Origin of the sequence: Acidiphilium sp. AL, from assembly GCF_025499445.1 — a bacterium.
Taxonomy (GTDB): domain Bacteria; phylum Pseudomonadota; class Alphaproteobacteria; order Acetobacterales; family Acetobacteraceae; genus Acidiphilium; species Acidiphilium iwatense.
The window spans coordinates 1-15,538 of record NZ_JAIMBZ010000033.1; the positions used below are offsets into that span (position 1 = coordinate 1).

General features: G+C 65.3%; 15 protein-coding genes. 4 read left to right on the forward strand and 11 right to left on the reverse strand.

Annotation, left to right across the window (positions count from 1 at the left end):
• Positions 1-232: 232 nt before the first annotated feature.
• From AiwAL_RS15210 to AiwAL_RS15230, 5 genes are all read right to left on the reverse strand, one after another.
• Positions 233-1,201, reverse strand: coding sequence for an NAD-dependent epimerase/dehydratase family protein (locus tag AiwAL_RS15210; protein WP_235705174.1), 969 nt, complete (start codon positions 1,199-1,201; stop codon positions 233-235).
• Positions 1,198-1,836 carry an SIS domain-containing protein gene (locus AiwAL_RS15215; RefSeq protein WP_235705176.1) on the reverse strand — a complete coding sequence of 213 codons (639 nt, stop codon included), beginning with the start codon at positions 1,834-1,836 and terminating at the stop codon, positions 1,198-1,200. The genes AiwAL_RS15210 and AiwAL_RS15215 overlap by 4 nt, the downstream gene beginning before the upstream one ends.
• A gap of 161 nt (positions 1,837-1,997) precedes the next feature.
• On the reverse strand, positions 1,998-2,555 hold the full coding sequence (locus AiwAL_RS15220; RefSeq protein WP_235705178.1) for a fasciclin domain-containing protein: 558 nt from the start codon (positions 2,553-2,555) through the stop codon (positions 1,998-2,000).
• Between the two features lie 147 nt (positions 2,556-2,702).
• Positions 2,703-3,932, reverse strand: coding sequence for a bifunctional glutamate N-acetyltransferase/amino-acid acetyltransferase ArgJ (gene argJ / locus AiwAL_RS15225; protein ID WP_235705179.1), 1,230 nt, complete (start codon positions 3,930-3,932; stop codon positions 2,703-2,705).
• A 10-nt stretch (positions 3,933-3,942) separates the two neighbouring features.
• On the reverse strand, positions 3,943-4,893 hold the full coding sequence (locus tag AiwAL_RS15230) for a peptidylprolyl isomerase (protein WP_262312997.1): 951 nt from the start codon (positions 4,891-4,893) through the stop codon (positions 3,943-3,945).
• A 218-nt stretch (positions 4,894-5,111) separates the two neighbouring features.
• Between AiwAL_RS15230 and secA the strand changes: the two genes are divergently transcribed.
• Together secA and AiwAL_RS15240 are read left to right on the forward strand one after the other, a co-directional pair.
• The gene (secA, locus tag AiwAL_RS15235) at positions 5,112-7,847 is read left to right on the forward strand and encodes a preprotein translocase subunit SecA (protein ID WP_235705181.1); all 2,736 of its coding nucleotides are present in this window, start codon (positions 5,112-5,114) and stop codon (positions 7,845-7,847) included.
• 47 nt (positions 7,848-7,894) lie between these two features.
• Complete coding sequence (locus AiwAL_RS15240) at positions 7,895-8,386, forward strand: DUF2380 domain-containing protein (RefSeq protein WP_235705182.1); 492 nt, start codon at positions 7,895-7,897, stop codon at positions 8,384-8,386.
• Positions 8,387-8,477: 91 nt separating this feature from the next.
• Here AiwAL_RS15240 and AiwAL_RS15245 read toward each other — a convergent pair whose 3' ends face one another.
• The 6 genes from AiwAL_RS15245 to phaR all read right to left on the reverse strand — a co-directional run bounded on the left by AiwAL_RS15245 (position 8,478) and on the right by phaR (position 13,925).
• A complete protein-coding gene (locus AiwAL_RS15245; protein WP_235705183.1) occupies positions 8,478-8,879 on the reverse strand; it encodes a thioesterase family protein in 402 nt (133 codons plus the stop codon).
• A gap of 88 nt (positions 8,880-8,967) precedes the next feature.
• Positions 8,968-9,456 carry a 30S ribosomal protein S9 gene (gene rpsI, locus AiwAL_RS15250; protein WP_235705184.1) on the reverse strand — a complete coding sequence of 163 codons (489 nt, stop codon included), beginning with the start codon at positions 9,454-9,456 and terminating at the stop codon, positions 8,968-8,970.
• A 2-nt stretch (positions 9,457-9,458) separates the two neighbouring features.
• Positions 9,459-9,923 (reverse strand): 50S ribosomal protein L13, encoded by a 465-nt coding sequence (gene rplM, locus AiwAL_RS15255; protein ID WP_235705186.1) that lies wholly within the window; start codon positions 9,921-9,923, stop codon positions 9,459-9,461.
• Positions 9,924-10,012: 89 nt separating this feature from the next.
• Positions 10,013-10,945, reverse strand: coding sequence for an NAD-dependent epimerase/dehydratase family protein (locus AiwAL_RS15260; RefSeq protein ID WP_262312998.1), 933 nt, complete (start codon positions 10,943-10,945; stop codon positions 10,013-10,015).
• Positions 10,942-13,332, reverse strand: a complete 2,391-nt coding sequence (locus AiwAL_RS15265; RefSeq protein ID WP_262312999.1) for a glucan 1,4-alpha-glucosidase — start codon at positions 13,330-13,332, stop codon at positions 10,942-10,944. The genes AiwAL_RS15260 and AiwAL_RS15265 overlap by 4 nt, the downstream gene beginning before the upstream one ends.
• The gene (phaR, locus tag AiwAL_RS15270; RefSeq protein WP_235705189.1) at positions 13,329-13,925 is read right to left on the reverse strand and encodes a polyhydroxyalkanoate synthesis repressor PhaR; all 597 of its coding nucleotides are present in this window, start codon (positions 13,923-13,925) and stop codon (positions 13,329-13,331) included. Before phaR ends, AiwAL_RS15265 begins: the two co-directional genes overlap by 4 nt.
• Positions 13,926-14,119: 194 nt before the next feature.
• Between phaR and AiwAL_RS15275 the strand changes: the two genes are divergently transcribed.
• Together AiwAL_RS15275 and AiwAL_RS15280 are read left to right on the forward strand one after the other, a co-directional pair.
• Entirely contained in the window at positions 14,120-14,497 is a 378-nt protein-coding gene (locus AiwAL_RS15275) for a hypothetical protein (protein ID WP_235705190.1), read from the forward strand.
• Positions 14,472-15,524 (forward strand): alpha/beta fold hydrolase, encoded by a 1,053-nt coding sequence (locus AiwAL_RS15280; RefSeq protein ID WP_235705191.1) that lies wholly within the window; start codon positions 14,472-14,474, stop codon positions 15,522-15,524. The genes AiwAL_RS15275 and AiwAL_RS15280 overlap by 26 nt, the downstream gene beginning before the upstream one ends.
• Positions 15,525-15,538: the final 14 nt, after the last annotated feature.

Here is a 15,538-nt window from a genome sequence, read left to right on the forward strand (position 1 = left end):
AACAACCAACCATGCCACCCCACCCAGACGTCCCAGGCCTCACAGCCCAGAACACCCAACGCAAAACAACACAGAAAGCAGCCAAACGCCACCAACGTATCCCTTCCTAGCCTCTTCACAACCCTCAAAGAACAAAACGACGGGACCGTTGATCCCGTCGAAACTTTACTCTCGGCCGCGACCTCAAATGCCGCCGCCGATGTGAGAGGGATATTACAGGCGGATGACGCCGTCAACCCCTCTTGGCGCGCCAATCGCGATACCAGACGACGAAACGAGGGACTCCCTCGGAAAGTTGAGTTTTCGGCGAAAAGCCAGTCAGCCTCGCCAAAGCCGCAATGTCGGCGCAGGTCTCCACCGGATCGGCGGCCGGGCGCGGCGCATTGACGATAATCGCCTTATGATTCAGTTCCGCCTCCAGCACCGCGACAAGATCGCTGACCGATTCGGCGCAGTTATTGCCGATATTGAACAGCCGGTGTGCACCGATTTCGGTCGGCGGATGGTCGATCACCCCGAGCACGCCCGCCACGATATCGTCGATATAGGTAAAGTCGCGCTTCAGCCGCCCGCCGTCATAAAGGGTGATCGGTCGTCCCTCAATGATCGCCTCGGCGAAACCGAAATACGCCATATCCGGCCGCCCCCACGGCCCATAGACGGTGAAGAACCGCAATCCGGTCTGACGCAGCCCGTAGAGATGGGAATATGCCGCGCTCATCATCTCATCGGCCCGCTTGGTCGCGGCGTAGAGCGATTGCGGATGGTCCGCCCGCGCCGATTCGCTGTAGGGCAATGCCGAACCCGCACCATAGACCGACGAGGAGCTGGCATAGACCAGATGCGTCAGGCCCGGCACATGGCGGGCCAGTTCCAGCACCGAAAGATGTCCGGTCAGATTGGCCGCGGCATAAGCGAACGGATTGTCGATCGAGTAGCGCACGCCCGCCTGGGCGGCGAGATGAACGATGATCTTGGTTCCCGCCCCCACCCCGAGCAGCGCCGCATGGTCCGCGATATCAAGCGCATGGAAAGCGAAACCATCGTGCCGGACGAGGTGGGCGAGGCGCGCGCGCTTCAGCCCGACATCGTAATACGGATTCAGGTCGTCGATCCCGATCACCGTCTCGCCGCGCGCGAGCAACGCTTCGGCCACATGATAGCCGATGAACCCGGCAACGCCAGTGACCAGGATGGTCATGCGCGGCGGCCGGTCAAGCGATCTTCAAGCAATTCCAGCACGATATGGCCGAGCGCGATATGGCATTCCTGCACCCGCGCGGTCTCGCTATCGGGCACGATGAGCATATGGTCGCAGAGCGGTCGGGCCGGGCCGCCATCGCCCCCAAGCAACCCGACAGTGACGATCCCCATGCCGCGCGCGACCTCTAGCGCGCGCAGCACGCTGGGCGAGCGCCCCGATGTGGTGATGCCGAACAGCACATCCCCGGCGCGGCCGAGGCCGGAAAGCGGCCGGGCGAATACCTGATCATAGCCGAAATCGTTGCCCGCCGCGGTCAGCATTGCCGGATCGAGCGTGAGGGCGAGTGCCGGCCAACTTTCCCGCACGACCGATCCGCGCAACCGGATCAGCAGTTCGGTCGCGAGATGCTGGGCATCCGCCGCCGATCCGCCATTGCCGCAGAACAGCAGCTTGTTGCCTGACCGGATCGCCGCCTCGCAGGCATCGACTACCGCGAGGATCGGCGCCGGCTGTTCCGCCAGTGCCAGTTTAAGCGCCGCGCCTCGATGCAGCAGCGCCTTGATGTGGCCGGCCTCGTCCCTGTTGCCGCCGGCCGACCTTGTCCCCCGCGCCGCTTCGTCTTTCAGGCCCACATTCGCGCTCCTGGCTGAAAACAGGCTTCGTTCTGCGACAAGGCCGCATCGGCTTCAAGGGATGCCCCAGACCTAAAAGGCCAGCGGCCGTAATTGGCCGCTGGCTGCAGTATGACGCGAGGGGTGGGGAATTCCCGCGCCGTTCAGGATCGACCCGAAAGTTACGGCATCAGAACGCGGTCGACCACCTGAATCACGCCGTTCGACTGAACGACATCGTAAGTGATGATGTGGGCGACGCCGCCCTTCGCATCGATGACCTCGATATTGTGCGGACCGTTCATCTTGAACGTCAGATCCTTGCCTTCGAGCGTCTTCAGCTTGACCGTGCCGCCATGCCCCTGAATGTCGGCCGCGAGCGTCGCGAAGGTGAAATCACCCGGCACGACATGGTAGAGCAGAACCGACTTCAGCTCGGCCTTGTTGGCCGGCTTCAGCAGGGTCGGCACGGTGCCCTTCGGCAGCATGTCGAACGCCTCGTTGGTCGGCGCGAAGACGGTGAACGGCCCCTTGCCCTCAAGCGCCGGAACCAGGCCGGCGGCCTTCACCGCGGCGACCAGCGTGGTATTGTCCTTCGAGTTGACCGCGTTCTGCACGATGTTCTTGGTCGGATACATCGGCGCGCCGCCGACCATGACGGTATTGCCCATCATCGCGAAAGCCGATCCGCCGAGCCCGACCGCCAGAGCGGCCCCCATCAGCGCGTGCTTCAATTTCATGGCTTGTCTCCTGTTGGCGATCGCTCCGGTGAGCGATCTTGTGCAGGGGATACGGCGCCTATCCTCACATGGATGATTCCGGAATCGATTCAGATTGTCACGAATTCGTGATTTTCGTCCGACCCGACGAGGCACGGACTCAGCACATCAACTGCGATAGCTGCCGTTGATGTCGATATATCCGTGGGTAAGGTCGCAGCCCCATACGATCGCGCGACCGCGCCCGAGGCCGAGATCGACCGTGATACGGATTTCGCGCCCGCGCATATGCGCCGCGACCGGCGTTTCGTCATAGCCATCGACGATCTTGCCGTCGCGCGCCATCCAGACACCGCCAACGGCGACCGCCAGACGGTCCCGCTCGGCCGGTTCGCCGGCCTTGCCCACCGCCATGACGATGCGGCCCCAATTCGCGTCCTCGCCGGCAACCGCCGTCTTGACCAGGGGCGAATTGGCGATGGCGAGGCCGATCCGCCGCGCCGAGCGCGCCGAGACCGCCCCGGTCACGGCGATCTCCATCAGCTTGTTCGCACCCTCGCCGTCGCGCACCACCATCAAAGCGAGGTCGTGCAGCACCTCGCCCAGCGCACGGCGGAAACCGGCAAGACCGCGTGCGTCCGTGACTGGGGAATTGTCGGCCTGACCGGTCGCGAACAGCAGAACGGTATCCGAGGTCGAAGTATCGGAATCGACAGTGATGCAGTTGAAACTCGGTTCGATCCCCTGGCGCAGCATGGTCTGCAATACAGAAGCGGGGACGGCCGCGTCGGTCACGATGAAGGCCAGCATGGTCGCCATGTCCGGCGCGATCATGCCGCTGCCCTTGGCGAACCCAGAGATGCGAACCGCCGTGCCGCCGATCCGCGCCGTGCGGGTGGCGGCCTTTGGAAACGTGTCGGTGGTCATGATCGCGCGCGATGCCGCTTCCCACCCGTCCGGTGCCAGCCGCGACGCGAGATCGTCCATCACCGCGACGATCTTTCCCCCCGGCATCGGCGCGCCGATCACCCCGGTCGAGGCGAGGAAAATCTGCTCGGGCGGGCAGCCCAGGACGCGCCCCGCCGCATCAGCGCTCGCCCGCACCGCCGCTTCGCCGGCGACGCCGTTGAACACATTGGCGTTGCCGGCATTGACCAGAAGGCCGCGCGCCACGCCGCCCGGCAGGATGTTCCGGCACCAGGATACCGGCGCACCGGGGCATTTGTTGCGGGTGAACACGCCGGCAACCGCGGTTCCCGGCGCGAATTCCACAAGCAGCACGTCGGTGCGGCCGCGATAGCGGATGCCGGCCTCGGCGGTGGCGAACCGCACGCCCGCGACCGGCGGCAGTTCGGGCAAAGGTAGCGCCAGCGGTGATGCCGGCAGCGCGTCGGCCATCGATCCGGCCTCAGTTCTTGCTCGGCGTGGCGTCCAGTGCTGCGGCGTCCGGTGCCGTCGCCGGCGAACCGTCCGGGTTGAACAGCTTGACCGCAACGCCTTTGCGCGCGTCCTGCAGCGCGTCGGTGATCGCCTTTTCGGTCAGGGTCTGCCTGATCTTGTCCTTGACGTCGTCAAGGCTCGGCATCGGTTTCTGCCGCTTGCCTTGGGACAGAATGATGTGCCAGCCGAACTGTGAATGCACCGGCGTCTTGGTGTAGGTGCCGGGCTTCAGGGCGAAAGCGGCATCGGCGAAGGGTTTTACCATTTCATCCTTGGTGAACCAGCCGAGTTCGCCGCCATTCTTGGCACCCGGATCGATGCTGTCCTTCTGGGCCAGGGTCGCGAATTTCGCGCCGCCATTCAGCTTCTTGATGATCGCCTCGGCCTCGGCCTGGGTTTTCACCAGAATCTGGCGCGCCTTGACCTCCTCGGGCTGCTTCTGGCCGACATAATGCTTCTGGTAATAGGCTTTCATCGCCTGGTCGTTCAGCTTCGGCTTGACCTGCTCGCGCAGATAGGCGGCCTCCAGCGCGCGATCGGCGGCATGGCGCATCGCGATCTTGACCGATTTCTTCTTCGCGATATCCGCCTTGCGGGCCTGGATCAGCAGGGCGCGTTCATCGACCAGCCGGTTCAGCAGAACAGGATACAGTTCCTGCGGCGGCGCCTGCTGGAATTGCGGCGGCAGCGACTGCGCCGCCTTGGCAAGGTCCGACAAATGGATCTTGTGGCCATCGACGATGGCGACCACCGGGTTTTTCGGCACCGGCTTGGTTGCCGCTTCGGGCTTGGCGGGAGTCGCGTTCGCCGGGGCCGGCGTGTTGGCCGCATTTGCCTGTGGCAAGCCCGTTCCCAGCACGAGCGACAGGGCGACCGCGCCAGCCAATCCGGTGGAGAAACCCGTAAAATAGCGATTCATTCTGCTTGACCTCGTTTCGACCGGGCCGCACCATGGCCGAACCCGCCGCACCGGGCAAGACGTCGCGGCATCCAATGATTGGCACGCCGATTCATTGACCGGATCGGTTCCCGCTCTTATGTCAGACCATTGGCCGCAGGCAGGGCGCCGACCGGCGCCTGCGGGCGGCCGCCCGAATAACGGACGACCGTAGCGGATAGACCGGACAGCACATTCCCATGTTTTCAAGCATCGCCCGCGCCATCATCGGCACCACCAACGACCGTGCGCTCAAGGCATATAGCCGGCGGATCGCGTCGATCAATGCCTTGGAAGCCGGGCTCGCGGCGCTCGAAGATGCCGCCCTGCAGGCCAAGACCGCGGAATTCGGCGCGCGTCTCGCGGATGGCGCGAAACTCGACGATCTGCTGCCCGAGGCTTTCGCGGTCTGCCGCGAGGCCTCGAAGCGCGTGCTGGGCATGCGCCATTTCGACGTTCAGTTGATCGGCGGCATGGTTCTGCATGACGGCAAGATCGCCGAGATGAAGACCGGCGAGGGCAAGACGCTGGTCGCCACCCTGCCGGTCTATCTCAACGCGCTCTCCGGCAAGGGCGTACATGTCGTCACCGTGAACGACTATCTGGCGAAACGCGACGCCGAATGGATGGGACGGGTCTATAACTTCCTCGGCCTGTCGGTGGGCGTGATCGTCCCCGGCATCGAGGACGACGAGCGGCGCGCGGCCTATGCCTGCGACATCACCTACGGCACCAACAACGAGTTCGGCTTCGACTATCTGCGCGACAATATGAAATACGCGCTGGCCGACATGGTGCAGCGCGATTTCAGTTACGCGATCGTCGACGAGGTGGACAGCATCCTGATCGACGAGGCACGCACCCCGCTGATCATCTCCGGGCCGTCCGACGAGCCGACCGAGCTTTACGCCCAGGTCGACGGCATCGTGAAGGAACTGGCGAAGGACGAGGCGCATTACGAAAAAGACGAAAAATTCAAGACGGTGAACCTCACCGAGGAGGGGTCCGAGCGGGTCGAGCAGATGCTCGCCGAGGCCGGCCTGCTCACCGAAGGCAATCTGTACGACGTGTTCAATGTCTCGCTGATCCACCACGTCCAGCAGAGCCTGCGCGCGCACACGCTGTTCACCCGCGATGTCGATTACATCGTGAAGAACGGCCAGGTCATCATCATCGACGAGTTCACCGGCCGCATGATGGAAGGGCGGCGCTATTCCGACGGCCTGCATCAGGCGCTGGAGGCGAAGGAGCATGTCGTCGTCGAGCGCGAAAACCAGACCCTCGCCTCGATCACGTTTCAGAATTATTTCCGCCTCTACCCGAAACTCGCCGGCATGACCGGCACGGCGATGACCGAGGCCGACGAATTCGAGGAAATCTACAAGCTTCTCGTGGTCGAAATACCCACCAACGTTCCGGTCGTGCGCAAGGATCAGGACGACGAGGTCTATCGCTCGGGGGACGAGAAATACCAGGCCGTCGCCAAGCTCATCGAGGAATGCCGGGCCCGCAACCAGCCGGTGCTGGTCGGCACCACCTCGATCGAAAAATCCGAGTTGCTCTCAGCATTGCTGAAACGGATGAAAATTCCCCACAGCGTGCTCAACGCCCGCTTCCACGAGCAGGAAGCCGCGATCGTGGCCGATGCCGGCGCGCCGGGTGCGGTCACCATCGCGACCAACATGGCCGGGCGCGGCACCGACATCAAACTCGGCGGCAATCTAGAGATGCGCCTGAAAACCGAACTGGAATCGCTCGACCCCTCCGCGCGGCCGGCGCGCGAGGCGGCGATTCGCGCCGAACTCGACGCCGCGCATGAGGTGGTGAAGGCGGCGGGTGGCCTCTATGTGATCGGCACCGAACGCCATGAAAGCCGCCGCGTCGACAACCAGTTGCGCGGCCGCTCCGGCCGGCAGGGCGATCCCGGCGCGTCGAGCTTCTTCCTCTCGCTCGACGACGACCTGATGCGGATTTTCGGCTCCGACCGGATGGGCCCGATGCTGCAGAAACTCGGCCTGAAGGACGGCGAGGCGATCATCCACCCCTGGATCAACAAGGCGCTGGAAAAGGCGCAGAAAAAAGTCGAGGCGCGCAACTTCGACACCCGCAAAAATCTGCTCAAATACGACGACGTGATGAACAACCAGCGCAAGGAGGTCTATGCCCAGCGCCGCGAGTTCATGCGCGCCGACAGCGTGGCCGACGTGATCGGCGAGATGCGCGCCGACACGATCGCCGTGATCGTCGAGCGCCGGATTCCGGTGAAAGCCTATGCCGAACAATGGGAAAGCGCCGAACTTGCCGAAGACGTGAAGCGCATTTTCGGTCTCGACCTGCCGGTCGTCGATTGGGCTGGCGAGGAAGGAATCGACGAGAGCCATCTGCGCGAGCGGATAGCCGATGCGGTCGATGCGCATATGGCGGCGAAGGCGGCCAATTTCGGCCCGGATTTCATGCGCTTCCTGGAAAAATCGATCCTTCTGCAAACGCTGGACCATCTCTGGAAAGAGCATCTGCTGGCACTCGATCACCTGCGCCAGGGAATCAGCCTGCGCGCCTACGGCCAGCGCGACCCGCTCAACGAATACAAGGCCGAGGCCTTCGCTCTGTTCACCGGCCTGCTCGACGACCTCAAGGAGCAGGTGAGTTCGGCGCTCGCCTATGTCGAACTCGGCACCGACCCAGACCATGGCGGGCCGGTCTTCGATCCGTCACTGCTGATCGAGAGTCATCCGAACGCCGGCAATTACGGCGGCGACCTCGCCTTGGCCGAACCGCAAACGATGACCGAGCTGAACCTGACGTCGATTTCCCCCTACCGGGCCGACGCGGTCGATCCAGGCCGGCCGGAAACCTGGGCCGCCACGCCGCGCAACGCGCCCTGTCCATGCGGATCGGGCAAGAAATACAAGCACTGCCACGGCAAGATCGGGTGAACCGAAGGCGAAAACTCGTATGCGGCCTGCTTATCGGCGGTTTTGCCGTGAGTTTCGCGGGAGTCGCCGAAAGCGCGCCGCCCGAACCACCGTACCGGCCCGGCATGGTGATCGAAGCCTTCGATCTGTTCGATACCTCGATCGATCACCGCCCGATGGTGGTCGCGGCGCAGAAACGCTGGCTCGCGGATGCCGCCGCGCGGCTGCGCGAGCGCCTCGATGCCGGCAAGCAGGTCAGCGTGATCGACAGCGCCGCGACCACGCGGATGACCGCGTCGATCGCCCATTCCTATCAGCATCCCTCGACCTGCCGCCGCTGCATTCTTGCCGAGGCGCACAAACTCGGGGCGCGCTACGTGTTCATCGGGTCGGTCCACAAGGTGAGCGACCTGATCATCTACATGGACGGCGAACTGGACCGGGTGGGCGATCACAAGCCCCTGATGGTCCGGTCGATGGAGGTCAAGGCCGACGACAAAACCATGATCCTGCGCGCCGCCGACACCATGGTCGCCGCGATCGAACGGCATCTCGGCTGATTATCGGGGTTTTCGCGTATGAACGAAAACCCATCCAACAGAAAAAGACTGTTAAGCCTTATCCGTGTCGCGCGCCCTCACGGTTGCCTCCTCATCCCGCCCTACCCTTGGCTTCGAGACGCTGCATCAGGCGCCGGACATCGATCACCGTACGCTCATGGGTACCGTTGCCGATTTCCTCGACCTCGTCACGCGCGCTTACGGCAAACTCGATCCGCCGCCCTGCCACCTTCGTTACCGCGGCGGTCGCTGTCACGCGATGCCCGACCGGCGTCGCGGCAAGATGGCGTATGCAGACAGCGCTGCCGACAGCGCTCTCTCCCGGATCAAGATAGGCGCGGATGGCGTTGAGCGCCGCATTTTCCATCACCAGGATCATCATCGGTGTTGCCAGCACCGGCGGCAGAATCGCATCCTTGAACTGGCTGGCCAAATGCTCGGGTGCGACGGTGAGAGCGAAGCTGCCCGTCGTCCCCACGGGTATCACGCGCATGTCTTGTCTCCCTTCGATCTGCCGCCGAAAACCGCCCCGGAGCAGGCCCCGAGGCGGTTTTTTGATAGCCGATCCTGAAAGACGGCGCTCAGCGCTTGCTGAACTGGAAGCTCCGGCGCGCCTTGGCCCGGCCGTATTTCTTGCGTTCGACCGTGCGCGAGTCGCGGGTGAGGAAGCCCGCAACCTTCAGGATGCCGCGCAGATCCGGCTCGTAGAAGGTCAGCGCCCGCGAAATCCCGTGGCGCACTGCGCCGGCCTGGCCGGACAGCCCGCCGCCGGCGACCGTCGCCATCACGTCGAACTGGTTGTAGCGGTCGGCGACCAGGAAGGGCTGGGTGATCAGCATCCGCAGCACCGGGCGCGCGAAATACTGCGCGGCCTTGCGCCCGTTGATGATGATTTCGCCCTTGCCCGGCTTGATCCAGACGCGGGCGACCGCATCCTTGCGCCGTCCGGTGGCATAGGAGCGGCCCTGCGCGTCGCGCTTCGGCTCGCGCTTCGGCGCCTCGGAGTCGACCGTCGCGGCGGCTGGGGTGACGATCGACTTCAGATCGGCGAGCGTTCCGGTTCCCGACATGCTCAGGCCCTCACATTCTTGCGGTTCATGGCGCCGACATCGAGCGGCTTCGGCTGCTGGCCGTCATGCGGATGCGACGCGCCGGCGTAAACATGGAGATTCTTCATCTGCTGGCGCTGCAGCGGGCCACGCGTGATCATCCGCTCGACCGCTTTTTCGAGCACCCGCTCGGGGTGCGCGCTGCCAAGCCGCTGGCGCAGGCTGCGCCCCTTGATGCCGCCGGGATAGCCCGTGTGGTAATGGAATATCGATTGGTCGAGCTTGTTGCCGGTCACCTTCACCTTTTCAGCGTTGACGACGACGATGTGATCGCCGCAATCGACATGCGGGGTGAATTGCGGCTTGTGCTTGCCGCGCAGGCGCGTGGCGATCAGGGCGGCGAGCCGGCCGAGCACCAGCCCGTCGGCGTCGATCAGCACCCAATCCTTTTGCGCGTCCGCCGGTTTCAGCGAAACGGTCGTCTTCATCACGAATTCCTCGGCAACAGGGAATAGAATGACCGAGCATATGCGGGAATCTTTACACCGCGTCAAGCAGGTGGTGTTGCGGTATTATATTACCGCAAAGCGGTGCCAGTCATTTCCAGCGCGGTTTCGATCGGCGTCGCGGCCGTGAAGCCCAGGCGATCCCGCGCGATTGTCACATCTGCGCGAAACGATCCGGCAAAACTCTGCCACAGCGCAGCCTTGCCCACGGCACGCGCGGCCGCTCCGAGCAGGGCTGCCGGCAGCGGAACCAAAATGGTCCTGCGCCCGAGGCCGCGCGCGAGCGCGCGAATCAGGTCAGGCGTTCCAATCGGCTCGGGATGGGCGGCGATCGCCAGTTCCGGCGGATCGTCGGCGCGGATCGCGGCATCGATCAGCCCGGTGAGATCGCCGATCGCCACGAAACTGCGCGCATTGCGGATCGCACCGAACGGCAGCGGCAATCCCTTGCCGATCAGCCGTGCCAGCCGGGGGATATTGCCCGCGCAGCCCGGCCCTACCACGGCGCAGGGCCGCACGACGACGAGTCTTGTCGCGGTTCCGGCCAGCGCCGCGCGCACCGCGATCTCGCCGCCGAGCTTGCTGCGCGCGTAGGAATCATCGGGGCGTGGCTCACTCGCCTCGGTGAACACGTCCACCCGCGTCTTGCCGAACACCGCCGCCGAGGAGACCAGTATGAATCGCGGCACCCCGCGCGAGGCCGCGATTTCGGCGACCCTGGACGCCGCCGTCACGTTCGCCGCCGCGAGCGCCGCCGGATTCACGCCGGTCCGGTGCGCGAGTCCAGCGGCGTGAATCACCGTGCCGACCCCGCGCATCGCGTTGGCCAGCGCAGGATCGGGCGCGGCAAGATCGCCCGCATCCACCGCGCGTGCCGCACCCGGAATATCGCGCTGACGGCGCAGCGCGACCACCACTTCGATGCCCGATTCCGCCAATCGCGCGGTCACCGCCCTGCCGATGAACCCCGAGGCGCCGCTGACCAGGACAGCACGCGGGCTCAAGCGGTGATCGCCACCGCGAAATTGCGCCTACGCCAAGTGCCGTCCGGCCGCCGCCAGGTGAACGCCACCGAACGCCCGGCCGGAAGCGATCCGGTAGGCAGTTCGGCGGCGTGAATGCCGAGGCCGACATCGCTGGTCGGCGTTTCCCGGATCGTTACCCAATCGTCGTCGGTCCAGCGAATCGTGCCGGGGCCGTCCAGTTCGACGCGCAGAACCTGCCCCGCCGGCATCCTGGCCCGCCGCCAGTTCTCCCGCCAGTCGCGGCAGCGCGGCTGGGTTTTCTCGACGAGGTAGCGGCGCGCCGGCTGGGGCGGCAAGTCGAACACCGCGCCGTCGCGCAGGCTGCGCAGCAGCTTCACATATTCCGCGTGCGCCCAGACCAGCGGCATCGCCGATCCGCTCGGCCGGCCGCGAAACAATTCATGCTCGGGAATGTCGTCACTGTCCCACACCTGCTCGGGCAGCAACCCGCCCTCGCTGGTGCATCCCTCGATGGTCGTTCTCAGCCGTTCGGCCTCCGCCAGATCGTCGGCGGCGATCGCGTAATGCGCCCGCTCGCCGGTCAGCAGCGGCCAGGCGCGGCCATGGCCGGTGCCGTCGAACGGCCGCCCGTCGGTGTGCTCGCCGTAGCCGTCATTGTTGTAGCGGTGCCAGACCGGACCCTGCGGCAGATCGACGCGGGTGAGATGATCGATCACCGCGATGGTATCGCGGATGCGCGGATCGGCGGCGGCGCGCAGGCCGAATCGCACCAGCGCCAGCGCATCCGCACCCACCAGTTCGTCGGTCGCGATGTCCGCCTCGCCCGCCGGCCGGTTGCGCACCGCGATGCGGCCATGCACCGGCGCCCCCGACAAATCGTGGTCGCCATCCGCCGCGATCCGCAGGTAATAGCCCGCCACCCCGCATTTTCGCGCGAGATCGGTACCCGATACATAGATCCAGCTCTCGATATCGGCATTCCACGCATCCGCCGTGTCGCGCAGGAAGCCGGCGATGGCGGGTTCGCCCATCCGCTCTGCGAGATCGGCGGCGGCGAGCAATCCGGCGATTTCGACCGCGAGGGTCGCCGGGGTATAGCCGGCGTTTTCCTCCCACCGGTCCTGACCGGTCGCCGGTCCGTTGCAGACGATGAACGCCGAGGCCCGCTCGACCATCGGCCAGTATTCGGCAAGCTCGGTCTCCGGGATGGCGCCGTTGCGGAACGCAAGATCGAGCAGCAGAATCGGAAACGCCGTCTCGTCCATCTGCAATCCGTGCCAATAGGGCGAGCCGTCGAGCCAGGTATTCTGCGGCCAATGCCCGTCCGCCTCCTGGATGATGCGCAGATAATCGAGGGTGCGCCGTGCATCCTCCAGCGCCCCGCAGGCGAGCAAAGCGCCGGCGGTTTCGGCGAGATCGCGCGGCCAGACCAGATGATAGCCGCCGAGATCGTCGTCGCCCTTGCTCGCACCCCATGGGATCGACAGGCTGGCGATCGAGCCGCCCGGAAACAGCGGACTCTCGTGGCAGCGCAGCACAGCGGTGCTGACCCGGTAATAGTTGTGCGGCGTTGTCTGCTGCACCGGATCGAGCGGTTCGAGCGACTCCTGCCACGCCCGCCAGTTGGCAGCGTATTCCGTCTCGGCCCGATCGTACCCGCGTGCCAGGCTGGCGGCGGCATGGAAGGCCGCCGCCTCCGGCTTGCGGCCGAAGCCGATCGCGAGCAGCACCGGCGCGGTCGCGTCGATTTCGGCAACCAGAGCGATATTGCCGTCGGCGGCATGATCGTAGGTCTCGGCCAGATGCCCGTCGCGGCGCAGGATCTGCCAGCCATCGCTGAACCCCACGAAACCCACACTGCGCGCGCCGAACCCCGACGAACAGGCAAGCGCCAGCGAGGTGCCGTCACCGGTGGCGAACAGCATCGGCGTCCTCTTGCAGTCGCCGACCCACCCGGTATTGTGCGCCCCGCCATTAACCAGATGCGGCGCCAGCAGGACGAACAGGCGAAGCCCGGCGACCCCGTCGCCTGGGATCAGGCGGATATGCTGCAGCACGCAATCATGCATCGGATCGGAAACGATCCGCTTTTCGATGACGAAGCGCCGCTGCGTGCAGGTATTGCGGATGGTGAACAACGGCACGCCGTCCGCGACGCGGCGGGTTTCGGTAATCGTGTCGCGCTTTTCTTCGGCGAAGAAGCCGCCGGGTACGCCATCGGTGACGATCAGGCCGCAATCTCGGGTGCAGGCCTGATCGACGCGGGGGTAGTAAATCTCGTCGAGAATGCCATGGCTATGGGTGAACCAGACCGCGCAGCGCGGCGAGAGAGCGGTGCCGACCCCGTCCTTCGCGCTGGAGGTCCAGCGCGGCATCATACCGGGGAAGCCAGGGGCGTCGGTCATGCGCGCTTGACCGACTTGGTCCTGAGCGCTGCGAGTTCGGCCTGTAGCCGCTCGACCTCCTGACGGAGCGCGTCGATCTCCTCGACCGTTTCGTCCGCCGGGGATTCGGAGGCACTGTCCGTGCGCGGGACAAAGGGGGCAAAAAGACTCATCGCCCGCTCCATCATCGCCATGTTCTGCCGGCCGATCTCTTCCATGCCGGGCGGCAGGAAACTGCCCATGGTCTGCTGCATCGCCGCGCGCATCTGTGCCTGCTGGTGGCCAAACTGCGCCATTGCGGATTCGAGATAGCGCGGCACCAGCCCCTGCAGATTGTCGCCATAGAGCCCGATCAATTGGCGCAGAAACGCGGTGGGCAGCATGGACTGGCCGACCTTGCTCTCTTCCTCGACGATGATCTGGGTCAGCACCGAGCGGGTGATGTCCTCGCCGGTCTTCGCGTCATACACCACGAAATCCCGCCCCTCCCGCACCATCTCGGACAGGGTTTCGAGGGTGATGTAGGTCGATGTTTCGGTATTATACAGACGCCGGTTCGCGTATTTTTTGACGACGATCTGCGGTGCCGCCGCCTGTTCCGGTGTCTGAGCCATGACCATTGCCCTTTCCGTGCCATGTCGGCGCCCCAATGTGTCGGAGCCGGGACACTCGCGCCTGCTTGCTGCGCAGCACCATGGCAGACGCGATGCGAAATTGCTAGCATTCCGGCAACGCCTCGCCTAGCGGTAATCCCCCGATTTAGGATACAGGCGAGATCCGTGAAAAAGGCTCTTGCTCGGAATGCCGGATGAAATTCGACGACCCGCCAGAACGTCACGGCCAGAACGTCGATCTCGCGGCGCTGGCACGCGACTGGATCACCCTGTGGCAGAGCGAGCTTGCCGCCATGGCGAACGACCGCGAGTTGCGCGAAGCCTGGATCGGCCTGCTCGCGCTCTGGGCCGGAGCGGCGTCTTCCGCGATCGACATCGCGCAGCGAGCCGCGCGGCATGAGCCATCCCGCGCTACCCCGAGACGATATGCCGGGACCGATGGCACGGCGCGGCCCGCGCCCGGTGGTGCTGCACCTCCTGCTAGCGGCGATCCGGTCGAACACCTCCATCGACGCATCGCCGAACTGGAAGCACGTCTGGCCGCACTTGAGCGGGGAGGCGGCTCCGGCTGACGACGACTTCACCCAGGCCGTGCTGCACGAGGTGCTCGCCCAGGATCGCGCACTGATCGAGGGCGTCGCCGCCTATCGGCGCCATTCCTATCGTCGTACTCTCGCCGATCCGCCAATCCTGTGGAGCGAGGGCGAGAGCCGGCTGCTCGACTATAACGTTACCGGGGGCGGCGATGGTTCCACAATCCTGTTCGTCCCCAGCCTGGTCAATCGTGCCTATGTGCTCGACCTCATGGAAGACGCCTCGTTCCTGCGCTTCCTCGCCGGCAACGGAGTCCGCCCCTTGCTGCTCGACTGGGGCTGGCCCGGCCCGGTCGAGCGCCAGTTCACCCTGACCGACTACATCGCCGGCAGGCTGGAACGGGTGCTCGGCACGATCGGCCAGCCGGTCGTGCTCGCGGGCTACTGCATGGGTGGGCTGCTGGCATTGGCCGCTGCCCTGCGCAGTCCCGCCCGCATCCAGGCACTCGCTTTGCTCGCCACCCCATGGGATTTTCATGCGGACAATCCCGAGGGTGCGGAAAATCTCGGCCGGAGCCTGCCGCTGCTGGAGCCCTTCATGCGGGCGACTGGCACGCTGCCGATCGATGCGCTGCAGATGCTGTTCGCGATCCTCGATCCGTTCGGCGTCGCCGAGAAATATCGCGGCTTCGCGGCACTCGACCCGAACGGCCCGCGTGCCCGGCGTTTCGTCGCCCTGGAGGACTGGCTGAACGACGGCGTGCCGCTGGCCGCCCCGGTCGCTCGCGAAACCCTGGGCGGCTGGTATGGCGAAAACGCCCCCGCGCGCGGCCAGTGGCGTGTCGCCGGCCTGCCGGTCGATCCCACCCAATTCGACAAGCCCGCCCTGATCGCCACCCCGGCGCGCGACCGGCTGGTGCCGCCCGCCTCGGCCGCCGCGCTCGCGGCATCGATCCCGCACGCCACGGTCATCGCGCCGAATGCCGGCCATATCGGCATGGTCGCGGGCATGTCGGCCGAACTCGCCTTATGGCAGCCCTTCCTGGATTGGGTGCTCGGCCTGTAGCCGCCGCACTGCAA